This window comes from Dactylosporangium sp. CA-152071, from assembly GCF_050936335.1.
GTDB classification, from domain to species: Bacteria; Actinomycetota; Actinomycetes; order Mycobacteriales; family Micromonosporaceae; genus Dactylosporangium; species Dactylosporangium maewongense.
This window is the reverse complement of record NZ_JBNJMZ010000001.1, coordinates 1,597,474-1,614,778: the sequence shown is the minus strand read 5'-3', so window position 1 is coordinate 1,614,778 and position 17,305 is coordinate 1,597,474. Positions and strand designations below refer to the sequence as shown.

Below are 17,305 nucleotides of genomic sequence, written 5' to 3'. Positions count from 1 at the left end.
CGGCTACGGCGGCGGCCCGATGCCGCTCCTCGGCGCCTCGGTGCTGCTGCCCGGCCGGTCATCGAAGATGATGTGGATGTTGACGTCAGCGCGGCTGAGCGCCCACAGGCCGATGATGTCGGCCACCGCGAAGATCACCGCGGCGAGGATCGCCAGCACGATCCGCCGCCGCCGTTCCCGGCGCCTCCAGCCGGCCAGAGCGGCCGGGTAGCGGTTCGACGCGCCGTGGACCGAGGTGGCCAGCGCGTCGAACACGTCGCGGAGCTGTTCCTCGGCGACCCCCGAGCCCGCGGCCGAACCGGTTGCGGGTGCCTGACCTGGTACCTGGCCGGATGGAACGCCACTCATCTCCGCTCCTCCAGTAACCGCGTGAGCGTGGCCATACCTCGCGACGTGTGTGACTTGACCGCGCCGGCCGAGATACCCATCGCCGCGGCTATCTCCGATTCTCGCAGATCCAGCCAGTACCGCAGGACCAGCGCTTCCCGCTGCCGGGCCGGCAATTGCTTGATCGCCTCCACGAGGGCGCGCTGGTCGTCGCGCAGCAGCACCTCGGCCTCGGCCGACCCGACCGACTCGATCACCTGCTCCGCGTGCCGGCGCGCCACCTGCAGCCGGCGCACCCGCATCCGCACGAGGTTGCACACGACGGCGCGCACGTAGCTCAGCGCGGCGTCGTGACTGCGTAACCGGTGCCAGCGGCGGTACAACTCGTAGAACGCCTCCGAGACGATGTCCTCGGCCTCGCCCTCCGCACCGAGCAGCACCGCCAAGCGCAGCAGCGGGGTGTGGTTGGCGTCGAAGAGCCTGGCCAGTGCGGCCTCGCGGTCCAGGTCGGCGAGGTTCACCCCGGTGGGGCCGAGGGCGGCCGGCGCCGGGTCGGCGGCCGGTGCGAGCGGCCGTGACGAGACCTGCTGCCTCATGGGACCACCGCCCCGGTGGCGGTACCGTCGCCGAGCTCGCGGGCCACGCCGAGCCGGTCCAGCGCCGGGGTCAGCGCGGCAGCGACCGCGAGGTTGAGCACCAGCGCGGCGAGCGCGACGTACACGTGCACACCGGCGAACGAGACGACGGAGGAGAAGCCGCCGGAGGCGACCAGCACGGTCCCCGCGACCATGCCGGCGAGCCAGCCGACGAGCAGCGCGCCGCGGTGCGGCCAACTGGTGAACAGCCCGAGTGCCACCGTGGGAAACGTCTGCAGGATCCACACCCCGCCGAGCAGCTGCAGGTTGATCGCGTCCTGGTCCGGTAGGCCGAAGATGAACGCGAGCGCCCCGAACTTCGCCACCAGCGACACCGCGCGGGCGACCTGGGCCTGGTGCTTCGGTGTCGCGGTCGGGTGGAAGTACTCGACATAGACGTTGCGGACGAACAGTGTGGCCGCGCCGATCGACATCACCGCGGCGGGCACCAGCACCGCCACCGCGAGCGCGCCGAACACGAGCCCAGCGGCGACCGGTGAGGTCAGCTCCCGCACCATCAGCGGCACGGCCGCCTCGGCGTTGCCGGGCCGGGCCTCTACGCCCGCGGCAAGCGCGGCGACGCCGAGCAGCGCGAAGAGCCCCAGCACCGCGGTCCATGCCGGTAACCCGATGATCGCCTTGCGGAGCCGGTCGCCGCTGGACGCGGCGAAGGACGCGGTCAGTACGTGCGGATACATGAGCAGCGCGAGCGCGGAGCCGAGCGCCAGCGTGGCGTAGGCGGTGTAGAGCGAGGGGGTGAGCGTCAAGGAGGTCTCCGGTACGCCGCGTGCGGTGATGGCGTCCTCGGCGGCTCGGAACGTCGCCTGCGGCCCGCCGAGCCGGTTGAGCACGAGCCCGACGATGCCGACGACCGTGGTGCCGATCAGGACCCCTTTGGCCAGGGAAATGACGGTCGGTGCGCGCAGCCCGTTGCGGTACGTGGCGCCAGCCAGCACCGCGAACACCGCGACCAGCGTGAGGTCGCCCGCGATCCCGTCGGTGGGGTAGAGGCCGCCGGCGGCCAGGATCGCCCGGATGCCGAGGAGTTGCAGGGCGATGTACGGCATGGTGGCGAGGATTCCGGTGAGCGCCACGGCGAGCGCGAGCAGCGGTGAGTCGTACCGGGCTCGCACGTAGTCGGCCACCGTCGTATGGCCGTTGTCCTTCGCGACCTGCCACAGCTTCGGCAGGAGTACGAAGGCCAGCGGGTAGACGATCACCGTGTACGCGAGTGCGAAGAACCCCAGCGCCCCGATGCCGTACACCAGACCTGGCACCGCGGCGTACGTATAGGCCGTGTAGATCGTGCCGCCGAGCAGGAACCAGGTGAGCACGGCCCCGAACTGCCGTCCCGCCAGCGCCCAGTCGTCGAGTGTGGGCAGCTCGTCGCGTACCCGGAAGCGCCGCGCGGCGATCGCGAGCAGCGACGTACCGGCGACGACCAGCGTGAAGGCGGTGGTGCTGGCGGGATCGACCATGGGCACCCTCTCAGTCCTCTGTGTGTTGCGCAGGCTCCCGGATCGGTTGACACGAAACAAGAGGCAATCGGTCGGTAAACCGTGCGACATGGGTGCGCAACATTCAGGCATCGTCGACGACTGTTCGGGAGGCTGGGATGGCGAGATTCCGCAAGGCAATCAGGGTCGCCGCCCACACCGGCCTGGCACTGCCGCTCGTGGCAATCCTCTGGGTCCCGCTGTACGCGCGGACCACGCCTCGGCTGGCAGGGCTGCCTTACTTCTACTGGTTCCAGTTCGCTTGGATCTTCCTGAGCATGGCGCTGATGACAGCCAGTCATCTGCTGCTGAAGCGCACGGACCCTGGAGTCCGTGCGCCAGGGACGCATCCAGGCGGACACCCCCACCCTGGAGAGCATGCATGAGCATCTTCACTCCGCAGACCCGGGCCCGCCCAGGCCTGCGGTCCATCGTGATCTGGACAGCCGTGTCGATCGTCGGCGCGATCGCCTGGGGGGTCATCGCCCTGGCCCGCGGCGAGCGTATCTCGGCGATCTGGCTGGTGGTCGCGGCGCTGTGCTCGTACGCGATTGCCTACCGGTTCTACGCGCGCTTCATCGCCCGGCGCGTGCTCAAGGCCGACGACCGGCGCGCCACGCCCGCGGAGAGGCTGGACAACGGCATCGACTACCACGTCACCGACCGCCGCGTGCTGCTGGGCCACCACTTCGCCGCGATCGCGGGCGCCGGGCCGCTGGTCGGGCCGGTCCTCGCGGCGCAGATGGGCTACCTACCCGGCACCATCTGGATCATCGTCGGTGTCGTCTTCGCCGGGGCCGTGCAGGACATGGTGGTCATGTTCCTGTCCATGCGCCGCGACGGGAAGAGCATCGGCCAGATGGCCCGGGACGAGATCGGCCGCGTCGGCGGCGTCGCAGCCCTGGTGGCCGTCTTCTCAATCATGATCATCCTGCTCGGTGTCCTCGCGCTCGTCGTCGTCAACGCGCTCGCGAAGTCGCCCTGGGGCACCTTCTCCATCGCCATGACCATCCCGATCGCCCTGTTCATGGGCTTCTACCTACGGGTACTCCGACCGGGCCGCGTGGTCGAAACCAGCGTGATCGGCGTCGGCCTGCTGGTCCTCGCCATCGTCGCGGGCGGCTGGGTCCAGGACTCCAGCTGGGCCGGCGCGTTCACGCTCAAGCCCGAGACCCTGGTCTTCTGCCTGGTCGGGTACGGCTTCGTCGCGTCCGTCCTGCCGGTGTGGATGCTTCTGGCGCCGCGCGACTACTTGTCCACCTTCATGAAGATCGGAACGATCGCGCTGCTCGCGGTCGGCGTGCTGGTGACCGCTCCGGTACTGCAGAACGAGGCCGTCACCAAGTTCGCCTTCAGCGGCAACGGCCCGGTCTTCGCCGGCACACTGTTCCCCTTCGTCTTCATCACCATCACCTGCGGGGCGCTGTCCGGCTTCCACGCGCTGATCTCCTCGGGCACCACGCCGAAGATGATCCAGAAGGAGTCGCAGGTCCGGCTCGTCGGCTACGGCGGCATGCTGATGGAGTCGTTCGTCGCGGTCATGGCCATCATCGCCGCATCGCTGCTGGACCCGGGGCTGTACTACGCGATGAACTCGCCCGGCGGCGTGGTCGGCACGACCTTCCAGAGCGCCGCGACGGCGGTGACCAATCTGGGATTCACCGTCACCCCCGATACCCTGCAGGCCGCGGCCGCCGCCGTCGGCGAACCGACACTGGTGTCGCGTACTGGTGGCGCGCCGACGCTCGCCGTCGGCATCTCCGAGATCTTCTCCGGCTTCCTCGGCGGGGCGGGGCTCCAGGCGTTCTGGTACCACTTCGCGATCATGTTCGAGGCGCTGTTCATCCTGACCACAGTCGACGCCGGGACCCGGGTCGGCCGGTTCATGCTCCAGGACATGCTGGGCAACATCTGGAAGCCGATCGGCCGGGTCAGCTGGCTGCCTGGCGTGTGGATGACCAGCGCGGCGGTCGTGGGCGCCTGGGGCTACTTCCTGTACACCGGTGTCACCAACCCGCTCGGCGGCATCAACCAGCTCTTCCCCCTGTTCGCCGTCGCCAACCAGCTGCTCGCCGCCCTGGCACTGACCGTCGTCACGGTCATCCTGGTCAAGAGCGGCCGGCTCAAATGGGCCTGGGTCACCGCCATACCGTTGGCCTGGGTCGCGGCCGTGACGATGACCGCCAGCTACCAGAAGGTCTTCTCCACCGACCCGAAGATGGGCTTCTTCGCCCAGCGCCAGCGCTTCGCCGACGCACTCGAACAGGGCAAGGTGCTCGCACCCGCCAAGAACCTCGACCAGATGCAACAAGTCGTCACCAACTCGACCGTGCAGCTCGTGCTGTCGGCGCTCTTCGCAGTCCTGATCATCATCGTGATCGTCGACGGAGCTCGGACATGCCTCCAGGCGATCATCCGCGGTCGCGAGCTCCCGACGACGGAGACACCGTTCGTCGAATCGACGATCGTCGCGCCGGCTGGCCTCTTCGCCACTGCGGATGAGCGCCAGGAACTGGTCAGTGCCGGAGCTGGCGCCTTCGCGGCCGGGACCGATCAGCAGCGCGGCGGCAGACGCAGGGACGGCGACGGATGAGAGCGCGTCACCTGCTGTCGCGACTCTGGTGGTACCTCCGGGAACTGGTTGGCGAGACCAGCTACGACCACTACCTCGCACATCAGCAACAACACTGTCGGGACGGATCGCCGCTGACCCGACGTGAGTTCGAGCACCTGAGGACCGCGTCTCCTGTGCGCTGCTGTTGACCGACGCATGACAACGCGTCCGGCCGGTCGGATTCACGGACCGGCCGGCCGGACGTGCCCACCACCCGCTTGACCATCTGACGTGCGGAGTCCGACGCCGGCCAGTTGGAGCCGAACATCCCCGGGCTCCCTGAGTCGAAGGTAGGGACCACACCAAACCGTGGACGCTGGCGGCCGGGGGCGCCCCCACACCCCGGCCGCCAGCTGTGAACAACGCGACGGATCGTTCCGTCAGCGACGTGCCACGCCGCCTCCATTGCCGGAATCCTGCTACCCGCCATCACGGACTCAAACGTCGGCACACCACCAGCCGGCCGGCCGTTCACCTCGATGGCCGACGCCGTCGTGCGACCGGACGAGCCAGATGCGCAGAATCGGATAATAGGTCTGAAACCGACTGATTATTACTTCATCGTCACATACGTTGCATTAAGGGTTGGGTGATCTGTCGAAACTGCCGTCTCACGTTTGGCTCCGATCTGACGTCTACAGAGTGCAGAGAGAAAGGAGCCGCGATGAGCACGCGACACATACTGATGGAGACGTCCCTCGGATCGGTCACGATCGTGGCGAGCGGTGAGGCGATCATCGGCCTGTACTTCCGTCATCACATCCGCCGGCCCGCGCAGGAGACGTTCGGGCAGGAAGTGGCGCCGGCAGCGGACGCGCTGCTTGCCGAGGCTGCCGAGCAGCTGATCGACTACCTGGCCGGCGGCCGACGTGAGTTCGCCCTTCCGTTCGACGCCTCGGGTGATGCGTTCCAGCGCGCCGTGTGGAGCATCGTCGCCGAAATCCCGTTCGGTGCGACCGCCACCTACGGGCAGATCGCGGAACGGCTCGGCGACAAGTCCCTGGCCTACCGTGTCGGCCAGGCGGTCGGCGCGAACCCGCTGTGCATCTTCGTGCCGTGTCACCGCGTCGTCGGTGCGAATGGGAACCTCACTGGCTACGCCGGCGGGCTCAAGCGGAAGCAGGCGCTTCTGGAGCTTGAGGAACCCGCTCAGGTGCGCGCCGGACGGTTGTTCTAGCGAATCTCGCGAAAGACCCGCCTTCGCCGACTTCAATGGGATGAACATGAAACTGCCGTTCGAATCTGTGGTCGCGCAGCACAGCGTCACCGTGCTGCGCGTCTGCCGAGCGCTGCTTGGAGTACAAGATGCGGACGACGCCTGGTCGGAGACCTTCCTTGCCGCGTTGCGCGCCTACCCGGACCTTCCGGAGACCGCGAACGTCGAAGCCTGGCTCGTGACCATCGCCCGCCGTAAGGCGATCGATGTCCAGCGGGCCGCGAAGCGGGACCCGCTGCCGGTGGAGACACTGCCGGAAGCGCCGGCCTCGATCGGAATCCCGGGCACCGACGACACCGAACTCTGGGAACTCGTCGGCCGCCTCCCCGACAAGCAGCGGCAGGCGATCACCTTCCGATACCTCGTCGGCATGCCACATGCGGAGATCGCGGCGATCCTCGGCGGAACCGTCGACGCGGCACGGAGAGCCGCCGCCGACGGGCTCAAGACCCTCAGGAAGCAGTTTCCGGGCGCAAACGCGAAAGGAGCAGTCCAATGAGCGACATCCGCAACGATGACGCCCTCACCGCCCTGTCGGCGCCCATCGACCCCGAGACCCTGGCAAGGCTGCACGCCCGACTCGAGCACGAGGCGCAGGCCGAAGGTCTCGTCGACGTCGCGTACACGACCGTCGACAGCCCGGTCGGGAAGCTGCTGCTCGCGGCGACCGCGAAGGGCCTGATCCGCGTCGCCTACGCCCGCGAGGACCACGACCGTGTGCTGGAGAACCTGGCCGAGAAGGTCAGCCTCCGCATCCTGCGCGCACCGAAGCGACTCGACGACGCGGCGCGCGAGCTCGACGAGTACTTCGACCGCCGCCGGAAGGTCTTCGGCCTGGCGCTCGACCTGTCCCTCTCGCGCGGGTTCCGGCAGCTCGTCCAGAAGCACCTCCCAGAGATCGGGTACGGCCAGACCCGTAGCTACCGGGAGGTCGCCGAGCTCGTCGGCAACCCCAAGGCCGTGCGCGCCGTCGGCACCGCGTGCGCCACCAACCCGCTGCCCGTCGTCGTTCCCTGTCACCGTGTACTGCGCACCGACGGCACTCTCGGCGGGTACATCGGCGGGCTCGACGCCAAGACCACCCTGCTCGAGCTGGAGGCCGCAGCATGACCGCCAAGCCGAAGCCCCCGGCGAACCCCTGGCGGGAACGCGTCGAATCCGCGGACTGGGCCGCCGTCGCAGTCGAGATGGACGAGTACGGCGGCGCCTTGCTCCCGCAGCTCCTCGCCCCCGCGGAGGCGAAAGAGATCCGCGACCTGTACGACAGCGATGAGCTGTTCCGCAGCACGATCAACATGGGCCGGCATCGCTTCGGCGAAGGGCAGTACCGGTACTTCGCGGCACCGTACCCCGAGCCGATCGAGGCGCTGAAGCAGGCGCTCTACCCGAGGTTGCTGCCGATCGCCCGTGACTGGTGGACCAGGCTCGGCCGGCCCGCCCCTTGGCCGGACACCCTCGACGAGTGGCTGCAGATGTGCCACGACGCCGGGCAGGCCAAGTCGACGGCGATTCTGCTCCGCTACGGCGAGAAGGACTGGAACGCGCTGCACCGCGACCTCTACGGCGACCTCGTCTTCCCCCTTCAGGTCGTGATCAACCTCAACGAGCCCGGAGTCGATCACACCGGCGGCGAGTTCCTCCTGCTGGAACAGCGGCCACGGGCGCAGTCCCGCGGCACGGCCACACTCCTGCCGCACGGTCACGGGTATGTCTTCACCACTCGCGACCGCCCCGTCCGCTCCGCCCGCGGCTGGTCGGCGGCACCGGTGCGGCACGGGGTCTCCGCGATCCGCTCCGGCGAGCGGCACACGCTCGCCCTCGTCTTCCACGACGCGGCATGAGCACCACGAAGACCTACACGCTCATCGGCGCGGACGAGCGCCCCCACTCGTCTCCCGCCAAGGGCGAGTGGGGCGGCCACCGCGGCAACAAGATCTACGGCCGGTTCGACTGCCCCTCCGCGCTCCGAGCGATCGCGCGAGGCGGCTACGTGACGCACCGCGTCTTCTTCGCAGACGAGGCGACCGCGATCGCCGCCGGCTACCGGCCGTGCGGGACCTGCTGCACAGACCGCTACCAGGCGTGGATGGTCGCACAGGAGAAAGGCGAACCGTGGATGCCCTGGTGAGCCCGCTCCTGCGCAGTTCGCAAGGAATCCGCCCCCCGCACGCTGCGGCGGCGACGGAGGCGGAGGTCGAGGCGATCACGGCACTCGCCCGGACCCGCGGCGCAACACGGCTCGCCATCGGATCGGGCCGAGCGGACGACGACCTCACGACAGCACGCGCTGTCGCGACACGGTGGGAAGCACTCGGCGGCGAGATCGTCACGACCCTCACCTGGCCGGAGACCGCCGCGTCGTGGTCGCGGCAGGCCACCCGGTTCACCGCTGCTGATCCAGATCTGTGGATCATGACCGGTTCCCCAGCCGGATGGGCGCAGATGACCCGCAGGCTCCTGTGGTCGACGAGTTGGCGGCCGGCTCGAACCATCCTGGCGGCGGCGCTGTCCGGGCGGGCGGCGCTCGATCTGGTCGGCCTCGCCAACCTCGACGGAATCACCGGCGTCACCGAATCAGGCCGCGCCTGGCGGATCGAGCACGAGGTCGTCACAGCACACCATGTAAGGACTTGACGATGACGCTCTTCACTCCGGACCTCGACCCAGGGGAACGCCGCGAACCCGGTCCCGGTGCGATCCTGATCCCGAGTTGGCTCAACATGGAGCAGCAGGAGTGGCTCGTGCGCCAGTTTCACCGTTGGACGCAAGGGCCCGTTCCCATTCGGGCCGCAACGGTCCGCGGCCACGAGATGTCCGTGCGCACCGTGTGCCTGGGCTGGCACTGGCAGCCGTACAGGTACACGCGAGAAGCGACCGACGTCAACGGTGCCCGGGTCCTCCCGTTTCCGGGCTGGATGGTGCGGCTCGGCCGGCGCGCGCTTCGCGACGCCGGCTACCCCGAAGACGAGGTGAACGCCTACACGCCGGACACGGCGCTCGTGAACCACTACGACGACTCCGCACGTCTGGGCATGCACCAGGACAAGGACGAGCGCTCCCTCGCCCCAGTTGTGTCGCTGTCGATCGGTGACGCCTGTACGTTCCGCTTCGGCAACACGGAGAACCGCGGAAAGCCCTACACCGACCTCCGCCTCCGCTCCGGGGACCTCTTCATCTTCGGCGGAGCATCCAGGCTCGCCTACCACGGCGTCACGCGCGTGCATCCCTTCACCGCCCCGGACGGATGCGGCCTGGAAACCGGCAGGATCAACATCACCATGCGCACCACCGGACTCACCGACTGACGGAGAAGCAACACGGCAATGAACGAGACACCCGACGACCCCAGCGTCGTGATCGGCGAAGACGGCCTGGCCCGACCCGCGTGGGCGTCGATCGAGCCGATGCTGCGCGACTACTACGACACCGAATGGGGCATGCCCGTCACCGACGAACGCGGCGTCTACGAGCGGGTCACGCTCGAAGGGTTCCAGGCGGGCCTGTCCTGGGCCACGATCCTCCGAAAACGACCCGCATTCCGCGCCGCGTTCGACGATTTCGATCCCGACGCGGTCGCCGCCTACACCGAGGGCGATGTCGAACGCCTCCTCGCAGACACCGGGATCGTCCGAAACCGGCAGAAGATCGAGGCCGCGATCCGAAACGCCCAGGCGACGCAGAGGCTCCGCGACGACATCGGACTATCCGCGCTCATCTGGTCGTCCAAGCCGGCAACGACCCCCCGGCCGCGAACCTTCGCCGACATCCCCACCACCTCGCCCGAATCCGTCGCCCTCTCGAAAGAGCTCCGCAAGCGCGGATTCGCGTTCGTCGGCCCGACGACGATGTTCGCGCTCATGGAGGCGATCGGCATCGTCGACACGCACCTGATCGGCTCGCACCGACGCGGCACCTCCGGCGTCTGGCCCGAATGAGCACGATCCATCCCGACGCCTCCGGGCCGTTGCATCACGATGCTGCGCTCGCGATGCTCGCAGCGCATGCCGTTCCGGGTTGGAGAACACCGACCGCGAAGCGTCAACGCATCGCGCCCGGCGACCGCGGGTGTCCAAACTGTGCGAGCCGGGGCCGGACACCAGAGCCCCGATCCTGCACGACCTCACGCGACACGAGCCCAAGCGCGAGCCGGACCCGGCAGGCGCGGGCATCGCCATGCACCGCTCGCCGCGAAGCAAACCGGCTACACCGCCCTGTGGATGCCGAGCGACGTCCGTTCCGAGTATTTCAATCTGTCGCTCGGGCTGCGATCTGAGTTGAGAAACCCCGGCGGCCAGTCTCACGAAACACCCATCCGACGCGTCTTCCCGGTGTCGGCGGCCAGCAACCGGCCGGCGATCACCCACACGAGCAAAGGGACGACATCATGTCGCTGGAAGAGAACAAGGCCGTCGTCGGACGCTGGTTCACCGAGTTCTGGGGCAACCCCTGGAACCCTGCGGTCATCGACGAGCTCGCGCACCCCGACATCCGCTTCGAGTACTCGCTGCACAAGCCGATGCGCGGTCGCGACGAAGTGCGGGTCTTCGCCACCGACTTCCGCACCGCGTTCCCGGACCTCAACTTCTGGGGCACCGCCGACCTGATCGCCGAGGGCGACTACGTGGTCGGACAGTGGGAAGGCGGCGGCACCCACACCGGGTCGATCGTCTTCGACGACCTGCCCATCGGCTCGGTGCCGGCGGCGTCCGGCAAGACGCTCCGCTTCACCGGCACGACCGTCCTCAAGGTCGTCGACGGACTCATCGTCGAAGAGGTCGGACTCGACGACGGCGTGAAGGTCCTCCAGCAGCTCGGCATCATCCCCACCGAGTAGGTCGACGAGCACGCCGTTTGAAGGCAGGGAGGGGTCGAGCGACGCGCACGGCCCCTCCCTGCGCAGTTCTCGCCCTGATGGATTTCGGCATCGCCGGGAGGCTCGCGTACAGCAACAACGACGAATTCGCCACCCCCGCCGACGTCACAGCACGCTTCCGCGGTGGAAGAAACGGGGAAGGTCACGGGCCGGCCGCCGACAGCCGGGAGCTCCCTGGACCGGGTGCGGGGCCAGCATCGTGACGGTGCAGTAGCGGTTGCTGGTCCTGTGAACCGCCGGTTCCGGTCGCATCTACAGGCGCCGTATGGTGATGCCGTGGGCAGGTATCCGGTGGCGAGCGAAGCTGCCGTGCCTCCACTGCGCACTGTCGCAGGTGGTGGTGCGATCGTTCGTCCGTGCGGCATGCCCGGCGTTGGGCTGGCGTCGGCCGAGCTGCGGCAGCGTCGGTGCTCAGCCCCGCGGCCTTCGCTGGTCCGCTGGTCGGCCCGTCGCGCGTCAGCCCGGTCCGCGCGGTCAGCACGGTCCACGACGATCACGGCGCGCTGTTCATGACCGGTGCGGCTTTGGAGCTCGTCGGCCGGGACGCCGAGCTTGCGATGCTGCGCGGGTTCCGTGCGGAGATGGCCCGGTCCGCAGGTGCGTTGCTGCTGGCCGGCGATCCGGGTGTCGGGAAGACTGCGCTGTTGCGGGCGGCCGCCGCCGACGCGGCGGCTGCTGGGATGCGGGTGCTTTCTGCGTCGGGTACGCCGTTCGAGGCCAAGCACAGTTTCTCCTGCCTGCACCAGTTGCTGCATCCCGTGGGCGAACAGATCGGCTGGCTGGGCCCGGCCCACCGGCAGGCGTTGCAGGTCGCGCTGGGCATACAGGACTGTGAACCGCCGAGCCTGCTGATGATCGCCAACGCGGTCCTGGACCTGCTGCGCCAACTGGCGACAGAGGACCCGGTGCTGCTGATCGTGGACGACCTGCAGTGGATCGATCGCGCCAGCGCGATGGTTCTGGCGGTCGTGGCACGCCGCCTGACCCGCGGCGTCGGGCTGCTGGCCGCCTACCGGTCCGGGCACGAGACCTTCTTCGACCGGGCCGGTCTGCCCGAGTACGAGATCCGTCCGTTGGACCAGACAGCTGCCGCGGCGTTGGTGGCGCAGCGTTTCCCCGCCCTGGTGCCCCGTGTGCGCGGGCGGCTGCTGGCCGAGGCGCAGGGCAATCCGCTGGCGTTGCTGGAGCTGCCGTTGGCACTCACCGACCGGCAGCAGACGGGCGTCGGATCATTGCCGGATGTGCTAGCGCTCAACCGTCGACTGCAAGCGGCATTCGCCGCGCGGATCGACGGACTGCCTCCGCAGACCCGGCGCATCCTCCTGCTCGCCGCTCTCGACGGCAGCGGCCTGCTCAGCAACCTCATTGCTGGCGAACCGGACCTGGTGGCGCTTGCGGCGGCCGAGCGGGCAGGCCTGATCCACGTCGACGACCGCGCCGGCCGGCTGACTTTCCATCACCTGCTGACCCGCTCCGCCGTGGTCGAAGGGTCCATGTTCGACGAGCGCATTCGAGCCCACGCTCAGCTGGCCGCCGCCATGGCCGACCGCCCCGAGCGGGCCGCGTGGCACCTGGCCCAGGCGAGCACCGGGCCGGACGAGACTGTCGCCCGGCTCCTCGAGGACGCCGCGTACACGGTCCGCAGCCGCGGTGACGCCGCCGGCGCGGTCACCACCCTGCTGCGCGCCGCCGACCTGAGCCCGACCGACACCGACCGCAGCCGACGCCTTGCCGAAGCGGCGTATCTCGGTGCGCTGGTCACCGGCGACCTGCGTGACGTGCCGCGGCTGCTGGCCGGCGACGGGCACCCCTCGGGCGAGCAGTCGCTGGTCACAGCCGTCGCCGCCGCGCATCACCTGTTGCTGAGCGGGGAAGGCGACATCGGCACCGCCCACCGGCTGCTGGCCGGAGCCATCCAGATGCAGCCGGTCCCGTACGACGGTGACAACCCCACCATGGTCGAGGCCCTCTACACCCTCGGCTGGGTCTGCTACTTCAGCGGCCAGGCCGACCTGTGGGAACCGTTCCACGCCGCGTTGTCCCGCCTGTGGCCGCCGACACCCGAGTTGCTCGCCCTGCTGGCCGGCACCTTCGACGACCCGGCCCGCACCGCAGCGCCGCTGCTCGACCGGCTCGACGCCGCGATCGTCGGGCTGAGCGTGCAGACCGACGCCGTGTGGACCATCCGCGTCACGCTGGCGGCGATGTTCCTGGACCGGTTGACGTCGTGCCGCACACCGCTGTCGGCGATCCTCGGCAGAGAACCGGGCCCAGGGCTCACCCTGACCCTGCACGCCCGGTCGCTGCTCGGCCTCGACCAGTTCATGACCGGCGAGTGGGACGCTGTGCGGCGCATCGCCGAGGAGCACGTCGAGCTGTGCCAGGCCCACGACTACCGGCTCCTGGAGTGCATCGGCCTGTACCTGCTGGCGATGCTGGCCGCGGCGCACGGCGACCACGAACAGGTGCGACAGCTGACCGACCGGATGACGATCTGGGCCACGCCCCGCGGAGCCGGGCTCGTGCTGCGCATCGCGGAACAGGCGAAGCTGCTCGACGCGCTCGGCCGCGCCGACTTCGGGCAGGCATACCAGCACGCCACCACGATCGCGACTGTCGGGCAGATGCCTGCGCACATCCCGCACGGCCTGTGGCTGATCATGGACGTCGTCGAGGCCGCAGCGCGCACCGGACGCATCGCCGAAGCCCGGGCGCACGTCGCGGCAGCCCGGGATTGCCGGGTCGCCGCGATCTCCCCGCGGCTGGCCATGACCATCGAGGCGGCGGCCGCGCTCGCCGCACCCGATGACCAGGCACCTGCCCTGTTCGACGCCGCCCTCGCCGTCAGCGGCGGCCAACGCTGGCCGTTCGAGCGAGCCCGGATCCAGCTCGCCTACGGCGAGCGGCTGCGCCGGTCCAAGGCCAACGCCGCCGCCCGGCAGCATCTGGCGACCGCCCTGGAAGCCTTCGACCGGCTCGGCGCCCTGCCGTGGTCCGCGCGGGCATCGGCGGAACTGCGGGCGACCGGTCACACCGTCGGCGGCCTCCCGTCAACCGGGCCGGCCGCGCTGACGCCGCAGCAACGGCAGATCGCCGAACTCGCCGCCGCCGGGCTGAGCAACAAACAGATCGGCGAGAAGCTGTTCCTGTCGCCCCGCACGGTCGGCACCCACCTGTACCAGATCTTCCCGAAGCTCGGCATCACTTCCCGGGCGGCACTGCGCGACGCGATCGCCGACACCAGTCATTTGACGTAATCGAACCGCACGCTGCAGCGCCTACCGTCACCGCATCCACACCCACTCATCCAAGGAGTGCAAGTCGTGAGTGCTGTGACCAACGTCGTGCTCGTGCACGGCGGCTTCGTCGACGGATCCGGCTGGCAGCCGGTCTACGACCTGCTCACCCAGGACGGCTACCGGGTCAGCGTCGTGCAGAACCCCACCCTGTCGCTGCACGGCGACGCCGAGGCGACCCGGCTGATCCTCGACCAGCAGGATGGCCCGACGGTGCTCGTCGGCCACTCCTACGGCGGCGCCGTGATCAGCGAGGCCGGCACCCACCCCAACGTTGCCGCCCTCGTCTACATCGCCGCGTTCGCTCCCGACAAGGGTGAGTCGGTGAACACGCTGATCGCCGACCCGCCGCCCGGGGCGCCGGTCCCGCCGATCCTGCCACCGGTCAACGGGTACCTCTTCCTCGACCGGGACAAGTTCCACGCCTCGTTCGCCGGTGACCTCCCAGCCGCCCAGGCGGCGTTCCTGGCCGACGCACAGGTCCCCTGGGGTGTCGACGCCCTCGCCGGCGCCGTGTCCGAACCCGCCTGGCGCGCCAAGCCGAGCTGGTACCTGGTCGCGACCGACGACCGCATGATCCCGCCGCCCGCCCAGCGCGCCATGTCGGCACGGGCTGGATCCACGGTCGTGGAGGCCGCCGGCAGCCACGCCATCTACGTGTCGCAGCCCGCCGCGGTCGCCGACCTGATCAAGCAGGCCGCCGCCAACCGCTGAAACACCCGCACGTGCCGGCCGCCATCCTGGCGGCCGGCACACCACCGCACCAACGTCAACCACCACGCCCGGCCGCGCGCAGGGGACCGCACGGTGCTTGCTGCCACCCGGCGCACCGTCGACGCGGCCGCAGTGGACCGCGCTGCCGCCGGCGACGATCTGAGCCGGGACGGAGTCGTGGTGGTGCGTTGGCGGCACCGGCCGACGTTCTTCGGACTCGGGCGGACCTGTCGATGTAAACGTGGCTCAAGCGACCGGCTTCTGGCGATGTCGTGGTGGGCGTGGTCATCGTGACCGTGGGGCGGTGCAGTGATCCTGCTGCAGGAGGTTCGGTACCGCGGCTGCCGACCAGGCCGACGCCTTCGGTGACGTGCAGGGTCTGGGCGACGGCGTGGAAGTGCAGTTGGTGCGGGCACCCGGCGTGAACCGGACCAGCGAGACAGTCATCCGCGACGGTCCCGTCCCGGAGTAGATCGGCGTCATGTACACGTCGCCGGTGAATCGTTCGGCGGGTGTCTTGATCGTCGCGGCTACGGGCTGCAGTTGCGTTGTGGGCTCCTTACGGCCGCAGCAGGGTCTTGATGGTGCGGCGCTCGTCCATCGCCGTGTATCCGTCGGCGACTTGGTCGAGGGGCAGGGTGAGGTCGAAGACCTTGCCCGGGTCGATGGTGCGGCTGGTGATGAGGTCGACGAGTTCGGGCAGGAACCGGCGGACCGGGGCGGGGCCGCCGTGCAGGTGGACGTGGGAGTAGAACAGCTCCTCGCCGGGCAGTTCGACGCCGTGGGCGACGCCGACGTAGCCGACGTGCCCGCCGGGGCGGGTGGAGCGGATTGCCTGCAGCATCGACTCCTGGGTGCCGACTGCCTCGATGACGCTGTGCGGGCGGAGGCCGCGGGTGAGGTCTTTGATGCGGGCGACGCCGTCGTCGCCGCGTTCGGTGACGATGTCGGTGGCCCCGTATTCCAGGGCGAGTTTCTGCCGGTCGGCGTGTCGGCTCATGGCGATGATCCGTTCTGCGCCGAGCTGCTTTGCGGCGAGGACCGCGAGGAGGCCGACGGCGCCGTCCCCGACGACGGCGACGGTCTTGCCCGGGCCGGCCTCGGCGGCGACGGCGCCGAACCAGCCGGTGCCGAGCACGTCGGACGGCGTCTCGCGGGTGGCCACAGCTCGGGGCGTTGCCAGACCTGCCCGAACAGGACGGTGTCGGTGCAGTCGACGAGCGCCGAGGCGAAGTCGCCGAACATGGTCTGCGCGCCGGACGGCGCAGCATCGTCAGCCATCGGTGGTTTCCTTAAGCTGGTCAGCGAGGGGTGAGTTTGAGGGTGGCGGCGCGGGCATCTGGGGCGAGCATCGCCTCGATGTAGGTGGCGCCGTAGCGGCGGTACTTGGTGCGGTAGCCGGCGTCGATGCGTTCGTGGACCGGGTCGTCGCCGGGCACGTCGGTGAAGGTGACGTCCCGCTCGACCCCACCTGCGCTGATGTGGCCTTCGTGGCGGGCGCGGGTGCCGCGGTACCAGACCGAGTCGGGGCCGTTCGCGGCGCGCACGTACAGGTCGTCGCCGTCCGGGACGACCCAGATCGTGGTCGTCCGCCGCAGGCGGCCGTCGGCGCGGACGCTGGCGATGCCGAGTTCGTCAGCGGCGGCGATGCGACGCAGCTCGTCTGTTGTCCAGGTGGTCATAGCGGGTACTCCAGGTGGTTGTGCGACGTGGCGCGTCAGTGAGCCTGGGCGGCCGGGATGAGCGGCCGGTCGGCTGGGGCGGCGACGGTGGCGCGGTCGCGGTTGAGCAGCACGAGCAGCGCCCCGGCGAGGGAGCAGCCGGCGGTGGCCAGGACCGCGTGGTTCCAGCCGACGAGGACCGCCGCCGGGGTGGAGCCGCGACTGATCAGGAGGGTAACCAGGGCCAGGCCGATCGCCGAGTCGAGGTAGCGGGCGGTGTTGTGGGCGCCGCTGCCCATCGCGGCCCGGTCAGCCGGCACGCTGGAGACCGCCTGCCGGCCCAGCGCTGCATTGAGGACGCCGTTGGCCGCGCCGGCCGGCAGCAGGCCGGGCAGCAGCCGAGCGACCGGGCTGTGCGGGTGCAATTCCATCAGGGCGAGTTGCCCGGCGGCGCAGCCGAGCAAACCGGCGAT

19 protein-coding genes are annotated in these 17,305 nt (G+C 69.7%); 13 read left to right on the top strand and 6 right to left on the bottom strand.

Going from position 1 to position 17,305, the window contains the following annotated elements; all coding sequences use genetic code 11:
• Positions 1 to 3: 3 nt before the first annotated feature.
• The 3 genes from ACQEVZ_RS06915 to ACQEVZ_RS06905 are packed head-to-tail and all read right to left on the bottom strand — an operon-like array spanning position 4 to position 2,440.
• A complete protein-coding gene (locus ACQEVZ_RS06915; protein ID WP_344513895.1) occupies positions 4 to 348 on the bottom strand; it encodes a hypothetical protein in 345 nt (114 codons plus the stop codon).
• A complete protein-coding gene (locus ACQEVZ_RS06910) occupies positions 345 to 923 on the bottom strand; it encodes a sigma-70 family RNA polymerase sigma factor (RefSeq protein ID WP_433362834.1) in 579 nt (192 codons plus the stop codon). The genes ACQEVZ_RS06915 and ACQEVZ_RS06910 overlap by 4 nt, the downstream gene beginning before the upstream one ends.
• Complete coding sequence (locus ACQEVZ_RS06905; protein WP_433376658.1) at positions 920 to 2,440, bottom strand: sodium:solute symporter family protein; 1,521 nt, start codon at positions 2,438 to 2,440, stop codon at positions 920 to 922. The genes ACQEVZ_RS06910 and ACQEVZ_RS06905 overlap by 4 nt, the downstream gene beginning before the upstream one ends.
• Between ACQEVZ_RS06905 and ACQEVZ_RS06900 the strand changes: the two genes are divergently transcribed.
• From ACQEVZ_RS06900 to ACQEVZ_RS06840, 13 genes are all read left to right on the top strand, one after another.
• Positions 2,409 to 5,051, top strand: coding sequence for a carbon starvation CstA family protein (locus tag ACQEVZ_RS06900; protein ID WP_433362831.1), 2,643 nt, complete (start codon positions 2,409 to 2,411; stop codon positions 5,049 to 5,051). The two genes, ACQEVZ_RS06905 and ACQEVZ_RS06900, sit on opposite strands and share 32 nt — an antisense overlap.
• Positions 5,048 to 5,221 carry a YbdD/YjiX family protein gene (locus tag ACQEVZ_RS06895; protein ID WP_433362828.1) on the top strand — a complete coding sequence of 58 codons (174 nt, stop codon included), beginning with the start codon at positions 5,048 to 5,050 and terminating at the stop codon, positions 5,219 to 5,221. Before ACQEVZ_RS06900 ends, ACQEVZ_RS06895 begins: the two co-directional genes overlap by 4 nt.
• Before the next feature lie 515 nt (positions 5,222 to 5,736).
• Positions 5,737 to 6,249 (top strand): methylated-DNA--[protein]-cysteine S-methyltransferase, encoded by a 513-nt coding sequence (locus ACQEVZ_RS06890; RefSeq protein WP_433362825.1) that lies wholly within the window; start codon positions 5,737 to 5,739, stop codon positions 6,247 to 6,249.
• Between the two features lie 46 nt (positions 6,250 to 6,295).
• Positions 6,296 to 6,787, top strand: coding sequence for an RNA polymerase sigma factor (locus ACQEVZ_RS06885; RefSeq protein ID WP_433362822.1), 492 nt, complete (start codon positions 6,296 to 6,298; stop codon positions 6,785 to 6,787).
• Entirely contained in the window at positions 6,784 to 7,398 is a 615-nt protein-coding gene (locus ACQEVZ_RS06880) for a methylated-DNA--[protein]-cysteine S-methyltransferase (RefSeq protein WP_433362819.1), read from the top strand. Before ACQEVZ_RS06885 ends, ACQEVZ_RS06880 begins: the two co-directional genes overlap by 4 nt.
• Entirely contained in the window at positions 7,395 to 8,129 is a 735-nt protein-coding gene (locus ACQEVZ_RS06875) for a 2OG-Fe(II) oxygenase (RefSeq protein WP_433362816.1), read from the top strand. Before ACQEVZ_RS06880 ends, ACQEVZ_RS06875 begins: the two co-directional genes overlap by 4 nt.
• Positions 8,126 to 8,416 carry an Ada metal-binding domain-containing protein gene (locus ACQEVZ_RS06870; RefSeq protein ID WP_433362813.1) on the top strand — a complete coding sequence of 97 codons (291 nt, stop codon included), beginning with the start codon at positions 8,126 to 8,128 and terminating at the stop codon, positions 8,414 to 8,416. Before ACQEVZ_RS06875 ends, ACQEVZ_RS06870 begins: the two co-directional genes overlap by 4 nt.
• Entirely contained in the window at positions 8,413 to 8,922 is a 510-nt protein-coding gene (locus tag ACQEVZ_RS06865; RefSeq protein WP_433362811.1) for a hypothetical protein, read from the top strand. Before ACQEVZ_RS06870 ends, ACQEVZ_RS06865 begins: the two co-directional genes overlap by 4 nt.
• 2 nt (positions 8,923 to 8,924) lie before the next feature.
• The gene (locus tag ACQEVZ_RS06860; protein WP_433362809.1) at positions 8,925 to 9,593 is read left to right on the top strand and encodes an alpha-ketoglutarate-dependent dioxygenase AlkB family protein; all 669 of its coding nucleotides are present in this window, start codon (positions 8,925 to 8,927) and stop codon (positions 9,591 to 9,593) included.
• A gap of 18 nt (positions 9,594 to 9,611) precedes the next feature.
• Positions 9,612 to 10,223 (top strand): DNA-3-methyladenine glycosylase I, encoded by a 612-nt coding sequence (locus ACQEVZ_RS06855; RefSeq protein ID WP_433362806.1) that lies wholly within the window; start codon positions 9,612 to 9,614, stop codon positions 10,221 to 10,223.
• A 449-nt stretch (positions 10,224 to 10,672) separates the two neighbouring features.
• Complete coding sequence (locus ACQEVZ_RS06850; protein ID WP_433362803.1) at positions 10,673 to 11,122, top strand: ester cyclase; 450 nt, start codon at positions 10,673 to 10,675, stop codon at positions 11,120 to 11,122.
• Between the two features lie 446 nt (positions 11,123 to 11,568).
• Positions 11,569 to 14,418 (top strand): AAA family ATPase, encoded by a 2,850-nt coding sequence (locus ACQEVZ_RS06845; RefSeq protein WP_433362800.1) that lies wholly within the window; start codon positions 11,569 to 11,571, stop codon positions 14,416 to 14,418.
• A gap of 66 nt (positions 14,419 to 14,484) precedes the next feature.
• Entirely contained in the window at positions 14,485 to 15,171 is a 687-nt protein-coding gene (locus ACQEVZ_RS06840) for an alpha/beta fold hydrolase (protein WP_354893893.1), read from the top strand.
• A 559-nt stretch (positions 15,172 to 15,730) separates the two neighbouring features.
• Here the strand turns inward: ACQEVZ_RS06840 and ACQEVZ_RS06835 are convergent.
• From ACQEVZ_RS06835 to ACQEVZ_RS06825, 3 genes are all read right to left on the bottom strand, one after another.
• Positions 15,731 to 16,336, bottom strand: a complete 606-nt coding sequence (locus tag ACQEVZ_RS06835) for a zinc-binding dehydrogenase (protein WP_433362796.1) — start codon at positions 16,334 to 16,336, stop codon at positions 15,731 to 15,733.
• Between the two features lie 136 nt (positions 16,337 to 16,472).
• Positions 16,473 to 16,853: a DUF2255 family protein gene (locus tag ACQEVZ_RS06830; protein ID WP_433362793.1), complete on the bottom strand. Its 381-nt coding sequence runs from the start codon at positions 16,851 to 16,853 to the stop codon at positions 16,473 to 16,475.
• Between the two features lie 35 nt (positions 16,854 to 16,888).
• The gene (locus tag ACQEVZ_RS06825; RefSeq protein ID WP_433362790.1) at positions 16,889 to 17,263 is read right to left on the bottom strand and encodes a hypothetical protein; all 375 of its coding nucleotides are present in this window, start codon (positions 17,261 to 17,263) and stop codon (positions 16,889 to 16,891) included.
• Positions 17,264 to 17,305: the final 42 nt, after the last annotated feature.